15 protein-coding genes and 2 pseudogenes are annotated in these 21,835 nt (G+C 67.3%); 9 read left to right on the top strand and 8 right to left on the bottom strand.

Features of this window, described 5'->3' with window-relative positions; translation table 11 throughout:
• Positions 1-86: 86 nt before the first annotated feature.
• From AC069T_RS25745 to AC069T_RS25735, 3 genes are all read right to left on the bottom strand, one after another.
• The gene (locus tag AC069T_RS25745; protein WP_478784976.1) at positions 87-551 is read right to left on the bottom strand and encodes a hypothetical protein; all 465 of its coding nucleotides are present in this window, start codon (positions 549-551) and stop codon (positions 87-89) included.
• 455 nt (positions 552-1,006) lie between these two features.
• Positions 1,007-1,477, bottom strand: coding sequence for an NUDIX domain-containing protein (locus AC069T_RS25740; RefSeq protein ID WP_266717122.1), 471 nt, complete (start codon positions 1,475-1,477; stop codon positions 1,007-1,009).
• Between the two features lie 2 nt (positions 1,478-1,479).
• The gene (locus AC069T_RS25735) at positions 1,480-2,199 is read right to left on the bottom strand and encodes an XRE family transcriptional regulator (protein WP_266718323.1); all 720 of its coding nucleotides are present in this window, start codon (positions 2,197-2,199) and stop codon (positions 1,480-1,482) included.
• 282 nt (positions 2,200-2,481) lie between these two features.
• Between AC069T_RS25735 and AC069T_RS25730 the strand changes: the two genes are divergently transcribed.
• Both AC069T_RS25730 and AC069T_RS25725 read left to right on the top strand, forming a co-directional pair.
• Entirely contained in the window at positions 2,482-2,724 is a 243-nt protein-coding gene (locus tag AC069T_RS25730; protein WP_478784975.1) for a hypothetical protein, read from the top strand.
• A complete protein-coding gene (locus AC069T_RS25725) occupies positions 2,712-2,957 on the top strand; it encodes a DUF7848 domain-containing protein (protein ID WP_478784974.1) in 246 nt (81 codons plus the stop codon). Before AC069T_RS25730 ends, AC069T_RS25725 begins: the two co-directional genes overlap by 13 nt.
• A gap of 559 nt (positions 2,958-3,516) precedes the next feature.
• Here AC069T_RS25725 and AC069T_RS25720 read toward each other — a convergent pair.
• Positions 3,517-3,891, bottom strand: a complete 375-nt coding sequence (locus AC069T_RS25720; protein WP_478784973.1) for a hypothetical protein — start codon at positions 3,889-3,891, stop codon at positions 3,517-3,519.
• Between the two features lie 27 nt (positions 3,892-3,918).
• Positions 3,919-4,011: pseudogene (locus AC069T_RS25715) on the bottom strand (GntR family transcriptional regulator); the annotation flags it as partial.
• Here AC069T_RS25715 and AC069T_RS25710 point away from each other — a divergent pair.
• The 6 genes and pseudogenes from AC069T_RS25710 (at position 3,982) to AC069T_RS25685 (ending at position 9,734) form a co-directional block, all read left to right on the top strand.
• On the top strand, positions 3,982-4,239 hold the full coding sequence (locus AC069T_RS25710) for a hypothetical protein (RefSeq protein WP_478785042.1): 258 nt from the start codon (positions 3,982-3,984) through the stop codon (positions 4,237-4,239). The pseudogene AC069T_RS25715 and the gene AC069T_RS25710 overlap by 30 nt on opposite strands.
• Positions 4,236-5,834, top strand: coding sequence for an FtsK/SpoIIIE domain-containing protein (locus AC069T_RS25705; RefSeq protein WP_478784972.1), 1,599 nt, complete (start codon positions 4,236-4,238; stop codon positions 5,832-5,834). The genes AC069T_RS25710 and AC069T_RS25705 overlap by 4 nt, the downstream gene beginning before the upstream one ends.
• A gap of 36 nt (positions 5,835-5,870) precedes the next feature.
• Positions 5,871-6,608 carry a DUF2637 domain-containing protein gene (locus AC069T_RS25700; RefSeq protein ID WP_478784971.1) on the top strand — a complete coding sequence of 246 codons (738 nt, stop codon included), beginning with the start codon at positions 5,871-5,873 and terminating at the stop codon, positions 6,606-6,608.
• Between the two features lie 149 nt (positions 6,609-6,757).
• Positions 6,758-8,203 carry a replication initiator gene (locus AC069T_RS25695; RefSeq protein WP_478784970.1) on the top strand — a complete coding sequence of 482 codons (1,446 nt, stop codon included), beginning with the start codon at positions 6,758-6,760 and terminating at the stop codon, positions 8,201-8,203.
• A complete protein-coding gene (locus AC069T_RS25690) occupies positions 8,203-8,427 on the top strand; it encodes a helix-turn-helix domain-containing protein (protein WP_478784969.1) in 225 nt (74 codons plus the stop codon). Before AC069T_RS25695 ends, AC069T_RS25690 begins: the two co-directional genes overlap by 1 nt.
• Positions 8,427-9,734: pseudogene (locus AC069T_RS25685) on the top strand (tyrosine-type recombinase/integrase). The gene AC069T_RS25690 and the pseudogene AC069T_RS25685 overlap by 1 nt, the downstream one beginning before the upstream one ends.
• A 79-nt stretch (positions 9,735-9,813) precedes the next feature.
• On the opposite strand, the gene AC069T_RS25680 reads toward AC069T_RS25685, so the two are convergent.
• Positions 9,814-10,254 (bottom strand): hypothetical protein, encoded by a 441-nt coding sequence (locus AC069T_RS25680; RefSeq protein WP_478784968.1) that lies wholly within the window; start codon positions 10,252-10,254, stop codon positions 9,814-9,816.
• A gap of 22 nt (positions 10,255-10,276) precedes the next feature.
• Complete coding sequence (locus AC069T_RS25675; RefSeq protein ID WP_478784967.1) at positions 10,277-17,428, bottom strand: RHS repeat-associated core domain-containing protein; 7,152 nt, start codon at positions 17,426-17,428, stop codon at positions 10,277-10,279.
• A gap of 534 nt (positions 17,429-17,962) precedes the next feature.
• Between AC069T_RS25675 and AC069T_RS25670 the strand changes: the two genes are divergently transcribed.
• Positions 17,963-19,465, top strand: a complete 1,503-nt coding sequence (locus AC069T_RS25670; protein WP_478784966.1) for a VWA domain-containing protein — start codon at positions 17,963-17,965, stop codon at positions 19,463-19,465.
• Positions 19,466-19,640: 175 nt separating this feature from the next.
• Here AC069T_RS25670 and AC069T_RS25665 read toward each other — a convergent pair whose 3' ends face one another.
• The gene (locus AC069T_RS25665; RefSeq protein ID WP_478784965.1) at positions 19,641-21,563 is read right to left on the bottom strand and encodes a lamin tail domain-containing protein; all 1,923 of its coding nucleotides are present in this window, start codon (positions 21,561-21,563) and stop codon (positions 19,641-19,643) included.
• Between the last annotated feature and the right edge of the window lie 272 nt (positions 21,564-21,835).

The following is a 21,835-nucleotide window of genomic DNA, read 5'->3' as shown; positions in this document are numbered from 1 at the left end:
TGTTCGCCAGACAGGCGGTCAGCTCTCGTCAGCGTCCTGATGAGATTTGTTACCGAATCCGTTTCAGTCGATTTCCGTACAGCGAACTAATCCAAATCAAGTCCCACCACCGCCGCCCGGACTTCGTCAGCCCCATACCCCGTCCGCAGGAACAATTCCCGGGACCCCAAAGCGGAAACAACTAGCTGCGCGAGCGCATACCAGCGTCTACCGATTCGCAACGGAAGAGTCGCCATGACCTCTGCGCTCGGAGCGCCTACATCATTCACCTCGCCTGAGGAAATTTGAACCTCGACGGCGATTTCCGTCTCATCGTCACGAAGCCAGATGCAGACTCGCGAAGCTCCAGCCACGCGAGCATCAATCTCGCGAAGTGCGTCAATCAGTGTTTGCAGGTCGGCCGCTGTACACCCAAGCTCCATGAGGCGGGACTCCTGGAAATTGGGCAGCTGATGCGTGACTTGGAAGATCACTTCGAACTGGTCGACACTGAGGACGATGACGGAAGCTGGCGGCCTGGCGCCTCGATCGCCCTGTTCATCGGAGAACATTGTCAAACCAATCCTTCCCGCCCTTGGGAGTGAATACCGTTCCACCGTCACCATCTTCGATGACGACGGATCGCTTATCGGGGTCCCAGTAGCCGACTCGTCCATTCCGAAGATATCTAGTCTCGACATTGGGAACATTCCCATTGATCACGCCGTCGACGTAGTAAGGGAGGGCTCCGTCATCGACCCCTCTTACGAAGTGGGTGCCGTCCCCGTCGGGACGCTTCGCCGAATCGAGAGCATGCTTCGAAATATTCTCAGATATTTCGTCGACCTCGGGGCAACTACTGTTGTGAACTAGAACTGGCGTCCGACCCGCCAGCACATAGTACGTGTGCTACGCGAAGCCTTCGACCTGCCTTTTCGCAGGTCAAGCGCAGTTTGCTGGTCCGGTGAAGTGCGTGGGTGTCCGTGGTTGTGCGGGGTTATTGCCGTCGCTACTGCCGTCAGACGATTCAGCCCAGGTACGGCTTCTCGCGCTGTTCCAGGAAGTGCTGGAGCCTGAGTCGTTGGGTGTGGTGCATCGGCAACTGCTCGATTTCTTCGGGCGGCACGAACCGGAGTTCGGTGGACTCGTCGGAGATTGCCAGTTGGCCGCCGGTGATACGGGCGGTGAAGCAGACGTTGAACTGGCGGCGGACCTCGCCGTCGGTGTAGGCGATGATGTGTTTCGGGTCGGTGTAGGTGCCGACCAGGCCGGTGATCTCGGCGTCGAGGCCGGTCTCTTCCTTTACCTCGCGGACGGCCGTGCCGGGCAGGGAGTCGGTGAGGTCCATGCCTCCGCCGGGCAGTGCCCACAGGTCGTTGTCGCGGCGGCGCTGGAGGAGGATGCGCCCGTGCTCGTCGGTGACGACGGCGGATGCGGCGACGACCATACTGTTCGGCTCGGGCGCGCTGGGGTCGTCGTAGTACTCGGTGCGGGCCACGGTCAGCCTTCCTCTCGTACGGGGGTCGCGGTCGTCCACACGGCGTCGAAGCTGTCGGCGTAGGTGTCGAACATGCCGCCTGTCTCGTGTCGGCGAAGATGCCATACGGGGGCGGCGTACGCGTTGACGCCCCAGACATGGGCATTGACGAGTTGCTGGCCGTCGGCGCGGTAGAGGGAGTTGTAGAGCGTGGTGCCGTGGGAGCGGACTTCGATGCCGGGGGTGCCGGCGAGCGGCCTGTAGTGCATGAGTGCGAGGCGGCAGCGGGATTCGATGCCGTGGCCGAACCGCTCTTCCTGGCCGCGGGCTTGGACGTTGTCGCTGTCGGGGTCCCCGATCGCGATGCGGACGGTGCAGCCTTCGGCGGCGCGTTCGGTGAGGAGTTCGTTCAGCCGCGGGTACGCCTCGTGGAGGAAGACGGCCGCGTACACGAGGATGTCGATCCGCTCCCGGGCCTGGGCCATCAGGTCGGTGAACACCGAGACGGGGAGGTCGGCCCGCTGCTCGTAGAGCGCCACCAACTCAGGGCTGATGGCGCGGGCGGGGCGGGCCTGGCGCAGTGCTGGCCAGAGTGCGTGCACGTCTTCTCCCAGGGCCTTGGCCGCCTGGAGAGCGGTGGCACGGCGTGGGATACGCCCGAGGTTCACCCAGCGCTCGACCGACTTGGGGTCGACCTCGACCTGCTGAGCGAGTGCGGCGTACGTCCAGCCTCCCGCCGCCATGACGGCTCGTAGTCTCTCGTTCGGCACGAGTCTCCCCCTTCGCCTCAGGACGGCACCAGGGACGTTCTACATGGTGCAGGACGTCCCGGAGTGGGGTTTGGTGGAGGTTCCTTCGTCCCGGTGACCGGCGTGAGGATCGGTGCCGACCCCGCGGCACCAACAGGCCCAGGGGCCCGCATCAACGCCGCCGAGGAGCGTCACCGTGCGAATGAGCGCCACCCCATGTGTTCCCGCCCTGCGACTGGACGCCCGGTCGCGCGCCGCCTCGCCGGGGTGGTCACGATGACGGCCCCCACCCCTGATGCCGACGGGCACACCGCCACGCCCGATGCCGGCGCCCTGGTGGTCGACCGACGAAACGGCAAGGTGGGCGTGGTGATGGGGCATGTGGGGCCGTACGTGCAGCTTCGGCCACCGCGCGGTGGCCGGGAGTGGGACGTGCCTCCAGAGGACGTACGTACGCCGACTCCGACGGAGGAGCTGAGCGCGAAGGTGGCCGTGGCCAACCGGAGGTGGGGACGGTGACCCCTCGCTCGGTCCTGCGCTATGAGACCTGGACGCTCCAGCCCGACCGCGAGCCGGACGCGGAGCCGGTCCATTACGCGATGCAGTGCGCCGTGGACGGAGAGACCTCGCCGACAAGCGAGGACTTCGCCGAACCGCAGGACTGGGTGCTGCGGCACTGCGGCCAGAACCCGTCCCACCACACCTACCGGGAGATCATCACCCGGCCCTGGCGGGCCTGGCGCCAGACGTGACCCACCTCGCTCGCCCAGGCGCCGCACCGCGCTGACCCACCCGACTCCCGTCCCTGCCGGGCGCAACCGATCGAGGCTCCCCCTCCTCGTCAGCCCCGGCAGGGGCGGGCCTCACGTGCGTGCCGTGCCCATGGCTGTGGGGGTTCTGGCCTCTGCCACAGAAAGTCAGCCACGACGGCGGGCGTGCCGACCGGCCACCCGCCACGTGTGTCTCGCTCAACCCCGCACCGGCATCAGCCCAGTTATTTCCATCGTCACGGCCCCCAGCCAGGCACCAGGCATGGGCGTCCGGGACGGCGCGAGCCCGCCGGGCGGCCTCTCAGGTGCCCGGCCAGTCTGCTGCTGAGCGGTCGCACCGGGGCTTCCGATTGGTGGTCCGGCCTACGCTCCCGGGCTCTGCGCGCCGAGTGGTCGGCGGCCGTCGCCAGCGGGGCGGCAGACAGGAGCAGGCGGCGGTCACCGACCGCCGGCGCGCGGCGGCCCGCGTCAGCGGGACGCCCTTGATCAAGTAAAGAAACTCTGAACAGCTCACCCACCGGTCAAGCCGCCGGACCGATGGTCAGGGTCGCTGCTGCCGGCGCTTCTTCGATTCGGCCAGTGCGGTCTTCAGCTTCTCGCTCGGCGATACGTCCGCTTCGGCGTCGTCGTCATGGAGGGGTGGCAGGAACAGGCCGCGTCGGCTCTTCTCTCGCTTGACCTTCCGGCGCTCGCTGAAGAGTCGCTGATGCTCTTCCCGAACCACGTCCCATCGCCGGTCTAGCTCCGCTTCCCGCGCCAGCAGCTCCTCGTCGCTGAGGTCGGCGAACTCGGTGGCGGCTACACGCGCCTCGCGGTCGATCTCATCGCGCAGCAGGTAGTTCGTGATCGGTCCGTGGTACTTGCCCGACTCCGGTTCCTGGCGAACGAAAACACCGCGCCCCTTGACCGCGTACACCAGTCCCGCTTGCTTGAGGCTTCGATAGGCGTTCTGTGCGGTGGAGTTGGCGACTTTGAATCGCTCTTGGATCTCCCGGGCGGGAGGGAGCTGGGAGCCCGGAGGGTAGGTGCCTTCCAGGATCTCTCGGCGGAGGATGTCGGCGACCTGGGCGTACGGCGGTCGGGCGTCTTAAAGATCACGGTGCCGGAGACGGGCCTGGCGGCCGGGCTCAAGCCGGGTGCGATGGTGCGGCCGGTGGAGCTGTTCGCCACGCCGTGGGCGCGGATCTTCAACGGTCAGCTCTCCGACGGCGTCGCCTACCGCGCCGCCCGCCTGGAGCTGGTGACGGTGGAGGCGGCTCAGTGATCCGCTTCGGAAGCCCCGCGCCGGAGCGGGAGTTGACCCCGCTCCGGCCCCTGTCGGGGACCGAGGGCAAGGCCACTTCCGGCGTCTCGGCCGCGGTGCTCGGTCTGATCGGCCTGAGCACGGAGCAGGCGGCCCGCCTGGACCTGGGTCGCCTGCTCCGCCTGATACACGAAGAGGGGCCTGACATGGAACCCATCACGGGATACGCGTCGTACGCGCTGCCGATCGCTACTGCGCTGGTCGGCGTGTGGCTGCTGTGGACGGTGGTGCGCTACGTGCGGGCCGACCGGAGCACGCGGGTCAGTATGCGGCAGGCCGTGCGGGTGCGGTGGGGCTGGGTGCGGCTCGCGCGGATGGCGGGGCTGACGGTCACCGACAAGACGCCAGGACTGCTCGCGCAGATCACCGCGTCCAAGGACGGCCCGGCTCCCGCACCTCGGGTGCTGACGCCTCGGATCAAGGTAACCCCGGACCGGTTCGGCGTGGTCGTGCGGGCCGGGACGCTGCCGCAGGTCGGGCTGGAGGAGTACCAGAAGTCGGCGCGGTTCCTGGCGGATGCCTGGCGGTGCACGCGGGTCTCCGTGCTGCCGGACGGCCCCGGCAGGGTGGTGATCCGGGGCGTGCGCTCCGACCCGCTGACCACGCCGACCGCACACCAGCCCACCGGCCGCCCGCCCACGGACCTGACGCGCTGGGAGTTGGGCGTGGACGAGTACGCCGCCCGGGTGTGCGTGCCCTTGGCCAACGTGCCCGGGGTGACCGTGGCGGGCACCCCCGGCTCGGGCAAGACCTCGACCGTCAACAAGTTCGTCTGCGACTTCGCACCGTCGGCAGCCGTGCAGATCGCGACCGCGGACGGCAAGGTGTCACGCGCCTCCGAGGGCGACTACGCCGACCTCGTCAAGCGGATGTTCGCGTTCTGCGGTGACGATCTCGACGAAGCGAACGCGCTGTTCAAGCGGCTGGTGGAGCTGCGTCGACGCCGATCCTCGACCATCCGTGACGTGCTCGGCGTGAAGAACATGTGGCACGTCGGCCCCTCGCCGCAGTGGCCTCTCACGGTCCTGCTCATCGATGAGGCGCACACGTTCTTCCGCGAGTACAAGGGCAGCGACGCCGAGACGAAACGTCTGGCCGCGCTGACGGCGGAGAACGCCCGGCTGGTGGAGGACCTGGTCAAGAAGGGCCGTAGCGTCGGCATCCTGGTGATCCTGATCAGCCAGAAGACCACCGGCGACGCCCTCCCGACGTTCATCCGCGACGTGTGCCCCATCGGGCTGTCCTTCGCACAGAAGACGGTGGAAGCCGCTGTGGCCGCGCTGGGCGACGACATCCGCAACTGGCCCGACGCCAGCCCGGTCACCTTGCAGGACCCTGCCTATGTCGGTGTCGCCGTGATGGCGATGCAGGGCCGCCCCGGCTACACCCGCATCCGCACCCCCTACGTCTCGGACGAGGACGCGGCCCGCGTCGCGGAAGCCACCTCCCATCTGACCGCCGATCCCGCCCTGTGCCTGGACGCCCTCCTCGCCTCGACCGGCCGCACGATCCCCGACGACGGGCCGGACGACACCCCTGTCTCGCTCGCCAAATAGCCCCGAAAAGCCCATTCCAGGAAGGAGGTTGAGGATATGGCGGAGGAACGGTTCACCCGACGCACCGTGACCGTGGTCATGGCGGTCATCGCGGCCCTGGCCTTCGTCTTCTCCTTCGGCAACGTCTGGGCGCTCGCCCTGCGACTCGGTGTGCCCCACCCGATCGCGCCGCTGATCGCCCCCATGGTGGACCTGTCCGTCGTCGGGCTCCTGGTCGCGCTGCGGTTCCTCGCCCTACGCGGCGTCCCCAAGGCGGAGTTGAAGGCCGGTACCCGGCTGCTGCACCTGTGTGGCCTGCTCACCCTCGCTCTGAACACCGCCGAACCACTGCTGGCCGGACGCTACGGACGGGCCTGTCTGGACACCGTCGCCCCGCTCCTGCTGCTCGGCTGGGGCCACGTCGGTCCCACCTTCCTCGCCCAGTTCCACACCCTCACCCGCCCCACCCGGCACCTGGAGGCAGCCGCCATCTCCGAACCGGTGCCCGACGAAGCACCCGCACCCGAGCCCCCGACGCCCGCCCCGGTCGTCGCCGCCTCCTCGGCCGAGGAACTGGAGCCCGTTCCGGCTCCGGCCGCTACTCCGCCCGTCGCCGTCGCCAAGACGACTCGGCCCGCCTCCGGCCCGGCCCTGCCTGCCGCCCTGCTGGACGCGGCCCGGCGCATCGCCGACACCCACCGCGCCGAGTACGGAACACCCATCACCGCCGCCCACCTGGGAACGCGCATGGGCGTCGCCCTGCCGGTGGCCACCGCCGCACTCGCTCAGCTCTGAGCCCCGGCCCTCACCGGCTGCATCCCCTCGCTGAATCCACGCCCGCCCCTGGGTCTGGTTCGTCATGCCCCGAGCAGCACCAACACGCCTCTCAGCCTGCCTGGTTGCTGCTCGGGGCCACCCACCCGAACAGAAGGGACACGCCCCGAATGGTCACCCTGGACCTGCGCCACGTGGCAAGCCCCGCCGTGCGGGACCTGCTCCACCTGGTCAACCACCCCGGCTTCGACCGCGCGCAACAGCAGATCGAACGCCTCGGCGGCTGCACCGAGCCCGTGCGCCTGACCGGCCACACCACCACCGTCGATTCCGCGACGGGTGAGGTGCTGCGCTCCTACACATCCTCCGCCGAACCGACGGGCAGCCTGCTCACCACCTGCGGCAACCGCCGCGCCTCCCGCTGCCCGGCCTGCTCCCGCCTCTACGCCGCCGACACCTACCACCTCATCCGCGCCGGCCTGTCCGGCGGCAAGACCGTGCCCGACACCGTCCGCACCCACCCCCGGGTCTTCGTCACTCTCACCCCGCCGTCCTTCGGCCCCGTCCACAACCGCCTCACCACCCCCGGCGGCGACATCCGTCCCTACCGCTGCCGCAAGCTCCACGAACCTAAGGACGCTCTGATCGGGACGCCGCTGAACCCGGCGACGTACGACTACGCGGGCGCGGTCCTGTTCAACGCCTATGCCTCCGCCCTGTGGGCTCGCTTCACCACCTACCTGCGCCGCGAGATCGCCGCCGGGCTCGGCATGCCCCAGAAGGCCGCCCGCGCGGTCCTGCGGATCTCCTTCGCCAAAGTCGCCGAGTACCAGCAGCGCGGTCTGGTCCACTTCCATGCCGTCATCCGGCTCGACGGCCCGGACGGCAATAACCAGCCCCCACCGCCGTACGCCACCGTCGCCGTGCTCGCCGACGCCGTCCGCGCCGCCGCCGCGCGGGTCCGTGTCACGGTCGACTCCGACGCGATCGGGGAACGCCAACTCGGCTGGGGCCAGCAGCTCGACGTGCGCGAGATCGCGGCCTTCGGCACCGATGCCGAACTGACCGACCAGGCGGTCGCCGCCTACGTCGCCAAGTACGCCACCAAATCCGCCGACGCCTCCGGCACCCTCGACCGGGCTCTGTTCTGCCGCCCCTGCCAGGGACGCGGCGCCACCCTCCTGCCCCACGGGACCCCGCTTCCGTGCACCGCCTGCGGCGGCACCGGGCAGGCCCGCCCGCTGCCACGGCTCGCGGTGGCACGCCACGTCCGGCAGATGATCCGCACCTGCTGGGAGCTGGGCAGGCTGCCGGAGTTCGCCGATCTCAAGCTCTGGAAGTGGGCGCACATGCTCGGCTTCCGGGGCCACTTCTCCACCAAATCCCGCAGCTACTCCACCACCCTCGGCGCGCTGCGCGACGCCCGCCGCGCCTGGCGCACCGAACAGGCCCGCCCCCACGCCGGCCTGCCCGAGCACGACCCGGACACCACCCTCGTCCTCGGCCACTGGGACTACCTCGGCTCGGGCTACAGCCCCGGCGCCGCACTCCTCGCCGCCCACGTCTGGCACAGCAAGGAACTGGAACGGCAGTTCGCGGCCGAAGGGGGCTGCTGATGGCCTCGCCCCCACTCTCCGGCCTCCACGCGCAGACGGCACCGGCGCTGGATCTGCTCACGGTGCCCCAGGTCATGGCCCGCCTCCAGCTCGGCCGCTCCACCGTCTACGACCTCCTCCGCACCGGCCAACTCGCCTCGATCACCCTCGGCCGCGCCCGCCGCATCCCCACCCACGCCCTCACCGACTTCATCCACGCCCGCCTCGAACAGGAAGCCGCCTGATGACCACACCCCGCGACACCCCCGCCTCCCGTCGCGTCCGCGCCAACGGCGACGGAACCGTCTACCAGCGCAAGGACAGCCGCTGAAAAGCCGCCGGATACGTCCTCGCCCCCGGCAACACCCGCAAGCGCATCCGCGTCTACGGCACCACCCGCAAGGAAGCCCTCGCCAAACTCACCGAGAAGATCGCCGCCAGCAACCGCGGCCTCCCCGCCCCATCCGCGCAGGGCAGCCTGGCCGCGTACCTGACGTACTGGCTCGAGAACGTCGCCGTCCACCAGCTCCGCGAGAACACCCACACCCGCTACACCGCCGTCACCCGGCTCTACCTCATCCCCGGCCTCGGACGGAAGAAGCTCGCCAAGCTCACCGCCAAGGACGTCCGCACCTGGCTCAACCAGCTCCGAACCACCTGCCAGTGCTGCACCCGCGGCCTCGACACCGCCCGCGATGAGCCCCACTGCTGCGCCGCTGAAAAGTGCTGCTCCAAGCGGCTCTCGCCGCTGACCCTGGCCTACGTGCACTCCGTGCTCAAGTCCGCCCTGGAGCACGCGGTGCGCTCGGAGGAGATCCCGCGCAACGTCGCCCGCAACGTCCGCACCGGCACACCCCGACCCCGCCGCTTCGAACCCCTCACCGCCGACGAAGCGCGTGAGTTTCTGGCCGCCGCCCGCGGTCACCGGTTGCAGCCTCTGTTCGAACTCGCCCTGCACACCGGGCTCCGCAAGGGCGAACTCCTCGGCCTGCGCTGGGAAGACCTCGACCTGGCCGGCGGAACCGCCAGCATCCGCCGTACCCTCCAGCGCACCAACTCCGGCGGCCTGACCGCCCTGCCGACCAAGACCCAGAGTTCTGAACGGCGCATCGCCCTGCCGACGCCGTGCCTGTGCTCCCTGGAACAGCATCGCCGTCGGCAACGCCAGGAACGCGAAGCAGCAGGCGAAAGCTGGCAGGACAGCGGCTACGTCTTCACCCGGCCCAATGGTGCCCCGATCGAAGGGGCCACCCTCACCCGGCACTTCACCGCCCTGCTCCACCGGGCCAGGCTCCGCCGCATCCGGTTCCACGATCTCCGTCACTCGGCGGCGACGCTCCTCTTGGAGCAGGGGGTGGAACTCGTCGTGATCAAGGAACTCCTCGGACACGCCCACATCGGCGTCACCGCCACCGTCTACGCCCACGTCAGGCTCCGCCTCCAGCGCAACGCCATCGACCTTCTTGGCAACGCCCTCCGTAACCCCGCCAAGATCACCGGCGAGCCCGACGACGGCGACGAACCACCTCTTTGCGCCGCGCCCGTCCGCTGACGTTGCCGTCAACTACTGCCGTCAAGAGCCCCAGAGGCCCCGCCGGATTCAAGAATTTCCGGCGGGGCCTCTGGCTTGTTCAAACTGACAGCTCCTGCTGCGCCTCGGCATACGAATTAGCCGGGACAAGCTCGGACATCTTCCTGAAGAAGATCACCCCAGCCGCTTTGACAGCCTCCAGGAAATCCGCGGATGAAGCATTTGCCGTCTTCGTTTCTTCGCCCATCTTGGCGGTCACCAAGACGCGAGACCCTGCGGCCCGAAAAGAGAGCTTGATCGGCTGATCCGGGAAATACGTCTCCGCGTAACCCGAAGACTGCATTTTCGTCACCATCTCGGCGATATAACACCATAGCTGGTCAACGTAGTCCCACTCTTCAGTGCCGATGATTTCCAATCCATCAACGGACAGCCGAATGGCACCTTCAATGTAGTCAAGGTCGGGCGGCGGGGTACGGCAGGCTTCCACCTGCACGAACCCACCGTCCGCGCCCTTCAGGAACGTCTCAATCTCAACCACGCCTCAGGTCCTTCGATGATGGTTATTCCGGATAGAACTGGCCCACTCGACCTCTATTCATGCCGAGTACGTAGTCGACGCCGTTGACGTTCCCGCGAATCTGATACATGCCTTGACTGCCTCGCTGAACCAGCGTATCGCGGTTCTGCCGCATGACTTGACCGATAGCGCCTTGGACGTCATCAACACTCATGCTCGAATCGAAGAAGGACTGTGTTTTCTTCACCGAGCCATCCCAATACTTCGGGTGATGACGAGTGAGGATGTGCTCCATTCCCTTCTTATCGAGCAAGAAGGACTGATTGCCGAACTGGAACCGCTGGCTGCTCCAGTCCCGGAGAGCGGGAAGGCATCCTCCACTGTTATGAACCAGAACCGGCGTCTGCCCAGCGAGTACATAGTACGTGTGCAAGCCGTCAACAGTGAGGTTGTACGTTCTCGCGCGCTTCGTGTAGGCGCGGTTGCCGGTGACGATGGCGGTCTGACCGCCGCTGGTCAGGAGGCTCATGCCCACTTCAAGACTGCTCGCTGTGACCCAGTCGTGCTCTGAAGGGGACCAGAAGGGGTGTTCGTGAGTAGCGGTGAGGTCTTCGATACCTGCGGGGGTGGCAATTTTCAGTTCGTTGAAATGCTTGTCGTCATCGTTGATGATCAGGCGGGTGACTGTTCTGGCATCCGACTCACCAGTTTTGGGGTCTGTGGCCCGGACTTTTTCACCGGATTCGATGTCTTCAATGTTTTTCGTGGAGCCGTTTGCCATCTGCACGTCGGTGCCTGCTAGGAAGCATTTGCAGGGTCCGCCCTTGCCTTTGCCGAGATTCCAAGATCCCTCAGCCCCGCCTCCTGGGCCTTCCCCCTCACCTATCCCAGCCAAGAAGGCCATGGATTCCGCCATGGAGGTCCCAAGCACTGACTTGCAGTTGGTTTCATGCCCCATGCTCTGGCACGCGAGGTACACCAAGTGATTCAGATTATGGCGATCCAGGGCGGCTTCTTCATCGTCTTGGGAGCTGCTCAGGCAACCAATGTCTGCACCACAGTAGTAGTTGATGTAGTTGTTGAGCCGGTTTTGCAGTTCTTCTATGTACGGCCAGGCGATCGGTGCAGTGACGCCGGGGTAGACCTCGGTCGTGTTCGCGGGCAGCACCGGGTCAGCGGTGCCCATACCTTGTGCAGCTTGCGCGTTCTGATTCAGCTTCGGTGGTTTTGGCTCGTGGGTCGGGGTGTGGTTCTCAGAATCGGGAGTGGGACGTGTAGCGCAGTCCAGGTCGGCGCACAAGCCGGTCGGATCGCTGTCGTTGATGGGGTTGTTGTTGCTGTAGCTGTAGGCGGACAGGTTTTGGGGGTGGTAGGGAACGCTGAGGGGGTCGGGGCTGAGGAAGCGGCCCAGGCTCGGGTCGTAGGCGCGGGCTCCGAGGAGGGAAAGGCCTGTGCTGGTGTCTTCGGTCTGGCCCAGGAAACCGGCATCCGTGCCTGTGGGCAGGCTTCCGCTGCGCTCGTCTCCGAAGGGGGTATAGCGGCGGCGGATTGTCGCACCGGTTGCTGCGTCGACAGCGAGTTGCGTGGAGGCCTGGGTGTCGGCCGTGAGGTAGGTGAGCTTGCCGTTGCCGACGGTGTTGCCCGTGGTGGTACGCATGGCTGCGGTCGTGCTGCCTGCGGTGTAGTAGCGCGTGGCGGTGACCTTGGCGCCGTCAGTGGTGCGCAGTTCCATGCCTGCGACGGACGCGACGGTTTCCTGCGGTGTGGTGCGGACCAGGAGGCTGCCGTCGGCGGTGTAGGCGTACCGGGTGAGTTCGCTGCCGCTGTCTTTGGTGGTCTTGACGGTGTTCAGTTGGCCTTGCTTGGTCCAGCTGTAGTCGGTTGTTGTACTTCCCTCGATGCGTTGTTTCATGGTGCCGTCGGGGTTGTACGTGTAGGTGCCGGCGAGGGTGGTGGTGCCAGCTGTGGTCTTGTTGATTTTGCGGACGCCGTGGGGCCAGTCGGCGTTTGCGGTGGTCCAGGTGCCGGCGTCGTCGTAGCCGGGGTAGAGGTAGTCGCGCAGGGTTGCGGTGCCGGCTGCGTTGGTGTCGGTGGCCGACTGGAGGTTGCCCATGCGGTCGTAGGTGTAGGCGGTCTGGTAGAAGGCGGTGCCCTTGAAGTCGGAGGTGGTTTTCGTCTTGTCGGCGCAGATGCCTGATGCGGTGTGAGTGAAGGCGAGTGCGAGCCGGTACTGGTTGTCGTAGCGGAAGCACTGGGACTGGGCGGTTTGGCCGTTGGCCTGTTCGCGCAGTTCGGTGATGTTGCCGGTCAGGTCGTAGTCGTAGGTGTCTTTCTGGGCTTCGCTGATCAGGCTGTTGATGGTGATGGTGGTGGCGATGGTCTTGAGCCATCGGGTGCCGTTGGTGTCGTCGTAGCTGTAGGCACGCTTGGCTTGGACTCCGCTGCTGCTGGGCTTGGCGCCGTAGGTGCGTCCCGTGAGGCGGCCGTAGGCGTCGTATGCGGTCGCATCGATGTAGACGGAGCTGCCGAGGGAGCCGGTCAAGCGGTTGGGGCGCCCGTAGCTGTCGTAGGTGGTGGTGACTGTTTCCGCGTCGAGGCCGCCGGCTTTGGGGTAGGTCACGGATGTGATGTGGTCGGCGGCGTCGTAGGTAACGGAGTTGGTGTAGCTGCCGGCGAGGCCGGTGACAGCGGCCGGGATGGTGAGGGTGGTGTTGAGCGCCCGGCCGCGGGGGTCGAATGCTCCAACCTTCGTCGTGTAGGTGTTGCCCTCGGTGTCGCGGCTGGTCGTTGAGGTGATGCGGCCCTTGCCGCCTGGGACGTTGGCGCCGTCCCAGGTCCAGGCTGCGAGTTCATCGGATCCGCTGTAGACGGAGGTCTGGCGGCCGAGGTAGTCGTAGGCAAAGTTCAGGACTGTTTGGCTGTTGTTGCTGGTGGTCTTGGCGACCTGACCGTTGTCGTCGTACTCGGTTGTGGAGTAGCCAGCGTCCGGGTCGTCGGCGCTGGTGCGCTGTCCGGCCCAGTCGTAGGTGTAGAAAGTGTTGTTTCCGCGGGGATCAGTGATCTGTTTCAGCTCGCCCTTGCGGGTGTAGCCGTAGGAAGTGGTGAAGGTGGAGGTGCCGTCGCGCTCCAGCACCTTGGACACTTGACCGTAGACGTCGGTGTAGGTGTCGGTCGCGGTGCCGATGGCGGGCTGAACGCTGGTGTAGTCGCCGTCGTAGGTGGTGGTGGTCCGTCCTGCGGTCTGCCAGTTTCCATATACCTCGAGCTCGGAGAGCACGGTCCGACCGGCCCAGTCCAGCTCCAGGTCGTTGTAGGACGGCAGGTCTTTGGTCTCGGGGCTGGAAGGACCGCCTGAGCCGGCGGTGCCCTGGTTCCGGAAGACCGCTGAGGTGCCGGTGACCTGTCCTGCCGAGTCGTAGCGGGTCACCGCTACCTGACGGTAGGGCACCGTCTGGGTGGTGCCGGGTGCAAGGTCGGACGGCAGCGGGCTTTGTGTCTCCCGAGTGCGTCCGAGGGCGTCGAGGTATCCGTGAGCGGAAAGGTAGGTCGTGCCGGACTGCAGGACGTGCGTGGCGATATGCGGGTAGCCGTCCACCGAGTCCGGGACGCCGGCGCTGTTGGTGGACTTGGGGATGGTGTAGCTGAACTTGAGCGACGGCGAGCTGCCAGTTTCGGTCGGCGCCCACGCCTCGACCGTGCGCCCCGTGGAGTCCAGCGTCACCTTGCTGACGTTGCCGTTGACGTCCTTCGTCGTGGTGGGCACCCCCCAGTAGCGGGACATCCATACCGTCGAGGTGAGTGGACCTCTTGATGGGGCTTCGCCGTCGGGGTCGGGTGTGGTGGTGGTCGTGCCGTTCATCGGCCAGGTGTTCGCTGGGCTGTACGTGGTTGTGGTGCGGTTGTGCTTGCCGTCCTCGGTCCATATGGCGCGTCCGGCGTCGTCGTAGTCTGCCCATGTGGAACGGTGGGAACCGGCCTTGGTGTAAATGCGGGCTTCGGTGACATTGCCGTCAACGGGGTGGTTGTTCTCGACGCTGTCTGAGTCGTCGTAGAGGGTCGTGGTGTAGCTGTCCTGGTTGCTGTCTGCGGCGGTTGAGCAACTCACCGAGTAGTGCTTGATCTGGTCGGGCAGCACGGTCCAGCGTTGGGCGCCGGTGGAGTCGTAGGGTTCGGTGTTGTAGGCCCTTCCCATGGTGGTGCACTGGTTGTCGGAGACGTCGCTTTCACCCAAGTCGTCGGTACGCATGGGCAGGCCGAACGTGGCAGAGGCGGCCTTGTCGTCGTCGTATTCGCTCTCGACGATGTGCTCGCGCCAGCTGCCGCCCTTGATCAGGGTTTTGGTGGTGGTCTTCGATTCACGAACGAAGCGAGCGTCGGGCATGCCGTCGTACTGGGCGGTGTTGTGGTCCCAGTAAGAGTGGTAAGTGCGCTCATGTGACGCGTCTTTGTCGTCGCGCAGTGACGTCGACAGGGTTTTCCCGGCGAGCCAGGCATGGTCGGTGTAGTTGTTGCCGTCACCGTCGTTGACGGTGACGGTCTTAGTGGCTGACGGATCCGTCTTGGAGGTCCGGTCGCCGGACAGGCCGCGGTACAGCCAGCTCTTCAGGGTCTTCTGGCCGGTGCCGGCGCCTGTGGTGACCTGCACTTCCTGGTAGCCGCGCCAGTCGGACCAGGTTTCGTCCTCGTCCTTGACGAGCGGGTCATTGGTGAATCGCCAGCCTGCGCCGTCCTCGTAGGTGTAGGAGGTGGTCATCAGCGGCGCGCCGTCCTGGTTCGTGGTGACGGTCGGGTCGACTACCACCTTGGTGACCAGAAACTTCTTGAACCAGCCGGATCTGGAGTCGGTGGATCCTTCTGGGGCCCACTTCTGCCAGAAGCAGTCCTGGGTATTGGAGGCCTGGCTGGGCAGGGCGTCGGCTGTGCAAGGGTTGGCGAAGCCGTAGGACACCGAGGTGGTGGCTCCGAGATCCCCGTGGACCTCCTGGATGCGAGGGAAGTTCAGTTCGGTGGAACCAACCTTGTTGTCCAGGTCGATGCGGTTGAAGTTGATGACGGGCAGGACGATGTCATCGTCGTCTCCGGCGCTGCCGTAGGTCTTGCGCTGGATGTAGTCCAGCCAGAGCGTCTTTCCTACGGTGCCGTCCGGGTTGGGCATGCCGTACTTGTTCTGGTACTGCTGCACCAGGTCCCAGCCGGAGCCGTCCTGGTCACTGACGTAGGTCTTGACGTCCCAGAGCATGTCGGTGGAGAAGAACGTGGGGTAGTACGTCTTGCCGGCGCAGTTGTAGTCGGCCGAGGTGCCGTCGCACATCAGGTCGACCGGCACATCCGGGTAGGAGCCGGGCTTGTCGTCGAAGGTGGGACAGGTCGCGGGCGCGTCCCTCAGGGGATCATTCTCCTGGACGCGTTCGATACACCGGTTGACGTGGCTGAGTTCGACCTTCGCCGGGAGCTTGCCGTCGGTGATCTGCGAGGACCAGCCGTACTGAATCTCCTTCACGTAACCGGAGGAGACGTACTCGCGGGCCTTGTCCGTGTTCGCGACCGAGCGGTAGTGGTTGTACTCCTTGTCATAGAAGTACATGGTCTCGACTTCGTTGGCGTCGACGGCCCGGTCAAGGCTCCACCGCCAGGCCTGGGTGCAAGGCTCGGGGAACTGGTCGTGGCACGGTTCTCCCGCGTCGTTGCCCACGACGGGCTCGGTGAACACGGAGGCGGTCGCGGTGCCGGTGCGCTCGGAGCGGCCCCAGCCGAAGTAGTAGCGGTGGCCGTCCTGAGTGGAAATCACCCAGTACTCGCCGTCGCGTCCTGCACCGTGGCCGTTGAACAGGCGCTGAACGCGCCAGCCCTGGTCGTCTTTGAGGTGGTATGAGCCGGTTCCGGTGTTGTCCTGAATGAGTTCAGAGGTGACACCGTTGAGGCTGATGACGTAGACGGCGCCCGACGGCTCTTTGTCGGAGTTCGGCGAGTCCCAGCACATGTCACCGATCGTGGGCAGCCCGTCGTCGGAACAGTTGCGGTAGCGGCGCTCGATGAAGCCGACGTTCAGATCCCAGCCCATGCCGGCCCAGGAAGCCTGGTTGTTGCTGGAGGAGGTACGGCCGTCCACGGACTGCGAGTTGTACGACATCGCCAGCGATGGGGCGGAACCCATCGGCGGGGTAGGCAGTTGTATGGGCAGGTTGTAGCTGAATGCACCCGATCCGGTGGACACTTCCCACGACCCGGTCGGCGAGAGCGTGGAAGCCCGGTAGTCCCCCTGGTCAGACGACGAGCTCGAGGTCACCGCATAGACACTCGCCCCGCTTGATCCGGCTTCACGCAGCAGTTGCGGCGAGGCACCCTCGGAATCCGTGTCCGGGCCTGCGGTCACAGTGGCGATAAGTGTGCTTGTCGCGGTGTCATTGGCCGCGGGAACGAACTCCCGGTCCGTGCACCCCTCGGTTTCGGGGGTGCTCAGTGCGCAGGCCGGCAGCTTGACCAGCCGCAACCTGGAGGCAAAGTCCGCGCCGTAGGCGTATCTGAAGCCCGAGTAGTCGATACCGATTTGAACCTGGCCGGGCTCCGTCACGCCGTCAGTACGTGTGACCTGTACTCCGAGCCCGATACCGCCGGCGGGTTCCACGTCCTTGCGGTCCAGCACGCGCACGTCGACCTGGTCCGGCGACACAGGGTCACTGTCGGATCGTGAGGTTGGCAAGCCGGTCGGCAACGGTGAAGCACTCTCGCTGGCCTCAGGGCTGGTCGAAGAGCTTGCGGTTGGCACGTCCGAAGTACTGCGGCTGGGTGACGGTGTGGCCTCATCCGCGAGGTGCGACGACGACAGTTGTGTCGTTGCACCTTCGTCGTCAGGAACCGGGGCAACCTCGACAACTTCACCAATCTGCGTGGCATCCCCGCTTGGCGACGCCGACGGACCGGGAGTGACCGTGCCCGCGTCCCCTGGGGCTGACTTCGACAGATCCACCGTCGCTTCCGCCGCAGCCGGCCAGTCCGGGGCGGGAAGCGGCTTGCCCACTTCTTCCGCCTGCTGCGTCGGCACGGAACCAAGGGACTGCGACGGAACGATCGGAGTCAGATCGTCTGCGGCTGCAACAGCTTGTTGCGGCGAAATGACAGACACCGTCGACAAGAGTCCAGCCAGCACCGCCCCCGCAACGCCGACTGAGACGAAACGTGCACGCCGAGCAGCCACTCGACCTCCCACCCCGTGCCACCCGCACCTATGCGGGCAGTCCAACAGAAGAACTGATGGCATTCGGGCAGGACAACAGCCGTGCTTCCCAGCACGGTGACACGTGACCTGACGCAGAACTTGATCAGTGGACTGGGACAGTAGCTGTTGTGAATGGCCTGTGAACAGATCGCAAGATGTTGAGTTCCCGTAGACACCAGTGACCTACATCACGGCACTCTCTGTATCAGGGCAGGACTGAGAGTAGACAGATACGGGCTTGAGACCCGACCTGGTTTCTCCTCCCACGACCCCGAGCAGACAGCACACCCGTCCCCTATTTCGGAGGCCAAAGCACGTCTAGCCTCGCGCTAGGACTTACTGAGGGCCCTGTCGGATGCAAGGAAAAGAGCACCTTCCCCCGACCCCTGGGGCGAGGGAACCTCCGGCCGCCGGCCCGCGCCGGGGCAGGAGCCGGGCATCGGGCGCACGCAGCCGTGTGCGTGCGGTGCATCGGACGGTCCCGGTGCCGGGTTCTCCGGGCAGACTGGACGTATGACAGCGACATCGATGAGCAAGGGCGGCAACCTTCCCGTCGCCGCCAGCGCGGTGCGGGTCGAGATCGGCTGGTCCGGGGGCCCCGGCGCGCCGGACGCCGATGCCTCGGCGCTGCTGCTCCGCGCCGACGGGCGGGTGAGGGACGACGGGGACTTCGTCTTCTACAACCAGCCCCAGCACGCCTCGGGTGCCGTGCGTCATCTGGGGAAGCGGCAGGACGGCGGCGGTACGACGGACACCGTCGGCGTGGATCTGGGGGCCCTGGAGCCGGAGATCGAGCGGGTCGTGCTCGGCGCCTCCGCGGACGGGGGCACCTTCGGCCAGTTGTCCGGTCTGCGGCTGCGGCTGCTCGACGCCGGCACGGGTGGGCAGCTGGCGCTGTTCGAGATGGAGGCCACGACGGAGACGGCGTTCATCGGCGGAGAGCTGTACCGGCGGGCCGGTCAGTGGAAGTTCCGCGCGGTGGGACAGGGGTACGCGTCCGGACTCGCGGGTCTGGCCACCGACTTCGGGATCAGCGTGGACGAAGAACCGGGCGCCACCGCGTCGGCGGCATCCTCTGCGGCCGCGACCGCACCCACGTTCCCGCCCGCGCCCGCCACCCCGACGCCCACGCCTGCCGTCCCGGCCCGGCCCGCGCCGCCTGCGCCGCCCGCTCCCGCTCCACCCGCCGCCTCCCCGTACGCGAGCACTCCGCCCCGGCCCGGCCCTGCCACCCCGGCCTCCCCCTCCCCGCGTCTCGTCAAGGGTGAGGAGCACTTGCCGGTGGACATGCGCAAGCGGCTCTCCCTGCGCAAGGAGCAGGTGGCCGTCAGTCTGCGCAAGCACGGGGCGGAGGGGGTGAGTGCGCGCGTCATCCTCGTCCTGGACGCCTCCGGGTCCATGTCGTTCCTGTACTCGAAGGGTGTCGTGGCCGACGTCGTGGAGCGGATGGCCGCGGTGGCCGCGCAGCTCGACGACGACGGTGAGATGCAGGCGTGGACGTTCGCGTCGAACCCGGCCCGGCTGCCGGACCTCGCCGTGGGTGACCTGCCGCAGTGGCTGCAGCTCCATGTCCGGGTCGGTGAACTGACGTTGTTCCGGCGCAGGAAGCCGCGCAGGGGTCTGTTGCCGGGCCAGGTGGACATGCGCGCGGTCGGGGTCCAGAACGAGGAGCAGAAGGTGATCGCCGAGGTCCGGGCGTACGTCCGTGAGCACCCGGCGGCGGCCCCCACCCTGGTGCTGTTCTTCTCCGACGGCGGCGTCCACCGCAACAAGGAGATCGAGGCCGAGCTGCGGCAGGCGGTGGACGAACCTGTCTTCTGGCAGTTCGTCGGACTGGGGCGGTCCGACTACGGCGTCCTGGAACGGTTCGACACCCTGCCGGGCCGCCGCGTCGACAACGTCGGGTTCTTCGCCCTCGACGACATCAGCCGCGTATCGGACGCGGAGCTCTACGACAGGCTGCTGTCCGAGTTCCCGTCGTGGGTCCGGGAGGCCCGGCGGCTGGGGATCAGCTGATCCGACGACCGGTCCGCGGGTCGCAGGACCCGCCGCCATCCCCGCCGCGGCGGGCGCGCGGGCGGGGGTTCGGCCTGGACTGCGTGCTCGACGGGCTCGACGGGCTCGACGCGCGGCCCGGCCGGCCCGCCGAGCGGTCAGCCCGTGGGTGGCCGTCTCCGGTGCTGGGGCATGCTCAGCAGGGGAAAGTGCCGCTGTAGAGGGCGTGTCCGTAGGAGGAGCTTCCGGAGCCGAAGCCGTAGGTGCCGTCGTCGCCCCAGACCGCTTCACGGGAGCCGTCGACGCAGGCCGTGGTCGGTGCGATCGCGAAGCCCTCCAGGTTGCCGGTGGGCATGACGGCCGGGTTCGTGTAGGTCACGTCGGGCACGATCGCGCCGGAGGCGTCGACCTTCATGAAGGTGTGGGTCTCACCGCAGGTGTTGTCGCAGGTCGCGACGAGGCGCTGGGTGCCGGCGTCGAACGTCACGTCCATCACGGAGGCCTTGCCGGTGGCGATCGTGCCGAACGTGGTGAACGTGCCGTCGGAGTTCAGGCCGTAGACGCGCAGCGAGCCGTCCCACTCCAGACCGGCGAAGAACAGGCCCGAGCCGTGCAGCGGGTAGCTCGCCGGGTTGTAGGCGGCGCCGGTGCGCGGGTCGACCCAGCCGTTCGCGGTCAGCCAGCTGTCCGGCACGTACCCGACGCCCTCGAAGCCGAGGTTGGCGTCGTCCTTGTCACCGGTGTCGAGCTGCGGGAACTGCGCGGTCATGTCCCACTGGTGGACCGGCGTCAGCGTCGGTCCGGTCGCGGCCGGGTCGAACTCCAGGATCGTGTCCCTGGGCCGGGTGTTGTCGGTGTTGTCGCGCTCGGAGGTCACGTAGACGTGGCCGTTGCCGCCGACCGTCAGGCCCTCGGAGTCCGGCTCGCCGGAGCCGCCCGCGAAGCGGATCTGCTTGCCGGTCGCGCTCCATGTCGCGTCCGGGTTCCACTTGCCGTTGCTCTTGACCAGCTTGTACAGCCAGTTCTTGTTCTTGGCGGCCCACAGCACCGACGGGTTCGCCGGGTCGAACGCCAGGCCGCTCAGGTCCCGGCCTTCCGGGCCCGTGGACGTGGTGAAGGCGCAGACGTTGTCCGCGATCGTGACGTTCGGGCCGCCCGGCCATGCCAGGGTGCCCGTCGGGGCGGAACCCGTGCCGGAGGGCGCCTCGGGCTCGCAGCCGCTGGTGAGCGAGCCGCCGCCACCGAGCAGTTGCCCGTTCTGCGGGTCGCCGCCGGTGCCGCCGGAGCAGGAGTTCGCGCTGCCGAGCGTCGCGGTCGTGGCGGCCTTGAACCAGCCGGTGCCGTTGGCGCAGCGCTCGTCCGACGGCTGGGCGCCGCCGGTCGTCCAGGTCACCGAGTCGATGGTGTTGCCACTGCTGTCGGTGAGAAAGACCGAGTCGTTGTCGCCGAGGCCGATGGTCGAGTTGAACGTGATGTAGCCGCCCGCGGGGATGCTGCTCGCGCTCGGCGAGGAGGACGAGACCGACGCCGCGGGGTGCGAGGTGTCGTTGTCGACGTACTTCCACGACCCGACGCTGACGGCGCTCGTTCCGCCGTTGTACAACTCCACCGTGTCGGAGCCGTTCGAGGTGACCTCGTTGATCCGCACCCGGCTCGCCGCCGGGACCGACGACGGGCAGCCCGAGGCGTTCGCGGCGCCGAAGGTGGACGCCGGGGCCGCGGTCACCCACGCCCCGGTGCCGCCTCCGCAACGCGCCATCGCCGGCTTCGCCCTGCCGGCCGCCCACTCGACGCGGTCGACCACCGTGCCGCCTGACGTGTAGAGCACCAGCTTGTCCGCATCACCCAGTCCCTTGGGCGAGTTGAAGGTGACGAAGCCTCCCGCCGGGATCGTGCCGGAGGACGGGGTGAACGGCTGCGGCGAGAAGCTGTCGTCGGCCATCTTCCAGCCGCTGACGCTCACTGCGGTCGCGCCGGCGTTGTACAACTCCACCGTGTCGTTGTTCGACGAGGTGACTTCGTTGATCCGGACGTTCTGATAGCCGGCCGGGTCCGCGGCGGCCGCGGGCTGAGCGGCCAGCAGCCCGGTGACGAGCAGTCCGGAAAGGGCCAGAGCCACGGCGCACACAGGGGCGGCGCCGGCACGTGAGTATGAGGTGGGCACGAGGCGGAACTCTGGCGAGACGATCTTGAAACGGCGTGTACTCCGGCTGAACGCCACCCACTGGCCACCGGAACGTCAGGCAGACGACGCCGCCGTTGCCCTCGTACGCGCGCACTTCGTGGGCGGCCGCGGGTTCCGGCCGCCCACCGTCGTCGGTGGGGGCCGGTTGTTCCCTCATCGCGCCTCCGCAGGCCGGCGTCCGGCTCCGCGGCCTGGTGCTGTCCTTC

The sequence above is a fragment of the Streptomyces sp. NPDC043867 genome (assembly GCF_056435845.1).
Note: the sequence above shows the minus strand (reverse complement) of the source record. Positions and strands in the feature narration are given on the sequence as shown.

What these genes read in the sequence shown, in the direction of transcription:
- AC069T_RS25745 (WP_478784976.1), bottom strand. Translation starts at nt 551, where the DNA reads ATGTTCTCCGATGAACAGGGCGATCGAGGCGCCAGGCCGCCAGCTTCC.
- AC069T_RS25735 (WP_266718323.1), bottom strand. Translation starts at nt 2,199, where the DNA reads ATGGCGGCGGGAGGCTGGACGTACGCCGCACTCGCTCAGCAGGTCGAG.
- AC069T_RS25730 (WP_478784975.1), top strand. Translation starts at nt 2,482, where the DNA reads ATGACGGCCCCCACCCCTGATGCCGACGGGCACACCGCCACGCCCGAT.
- AC069T_RS25700 (WP_478784971.1), top strand. Translation starts at nt 5,871, where the DNA reads ATGGCGGAGGAACGGTTCACCCGACGCACCGTGACCGTGGTCATGGCG.
- AC069T_RS25695 (WP_478784970.1), top strand. Translation starts at nt 6,758, where the DNA reads ATGGTCACCCTGGACCTGCGCCACGTGGCAAGCCCCGCCGTGCGGGAC.
- AC069T_RS25690 (WP_478784969.1), top strand. Translation starts at nt 8,203, where the DNA reads ATGGCCTCGCCCCCACTCTCCGGCCTCCACGCGCAGACGGCACCGGCG.
- AC069T_RS25670 (WP_478784966.1), top strand. Translation starts at nt 17,963, where the DNA reads ATGACAGCGACATCGATGAGCAAGGGCGGCAACCTTCCCGTCGCCGCC.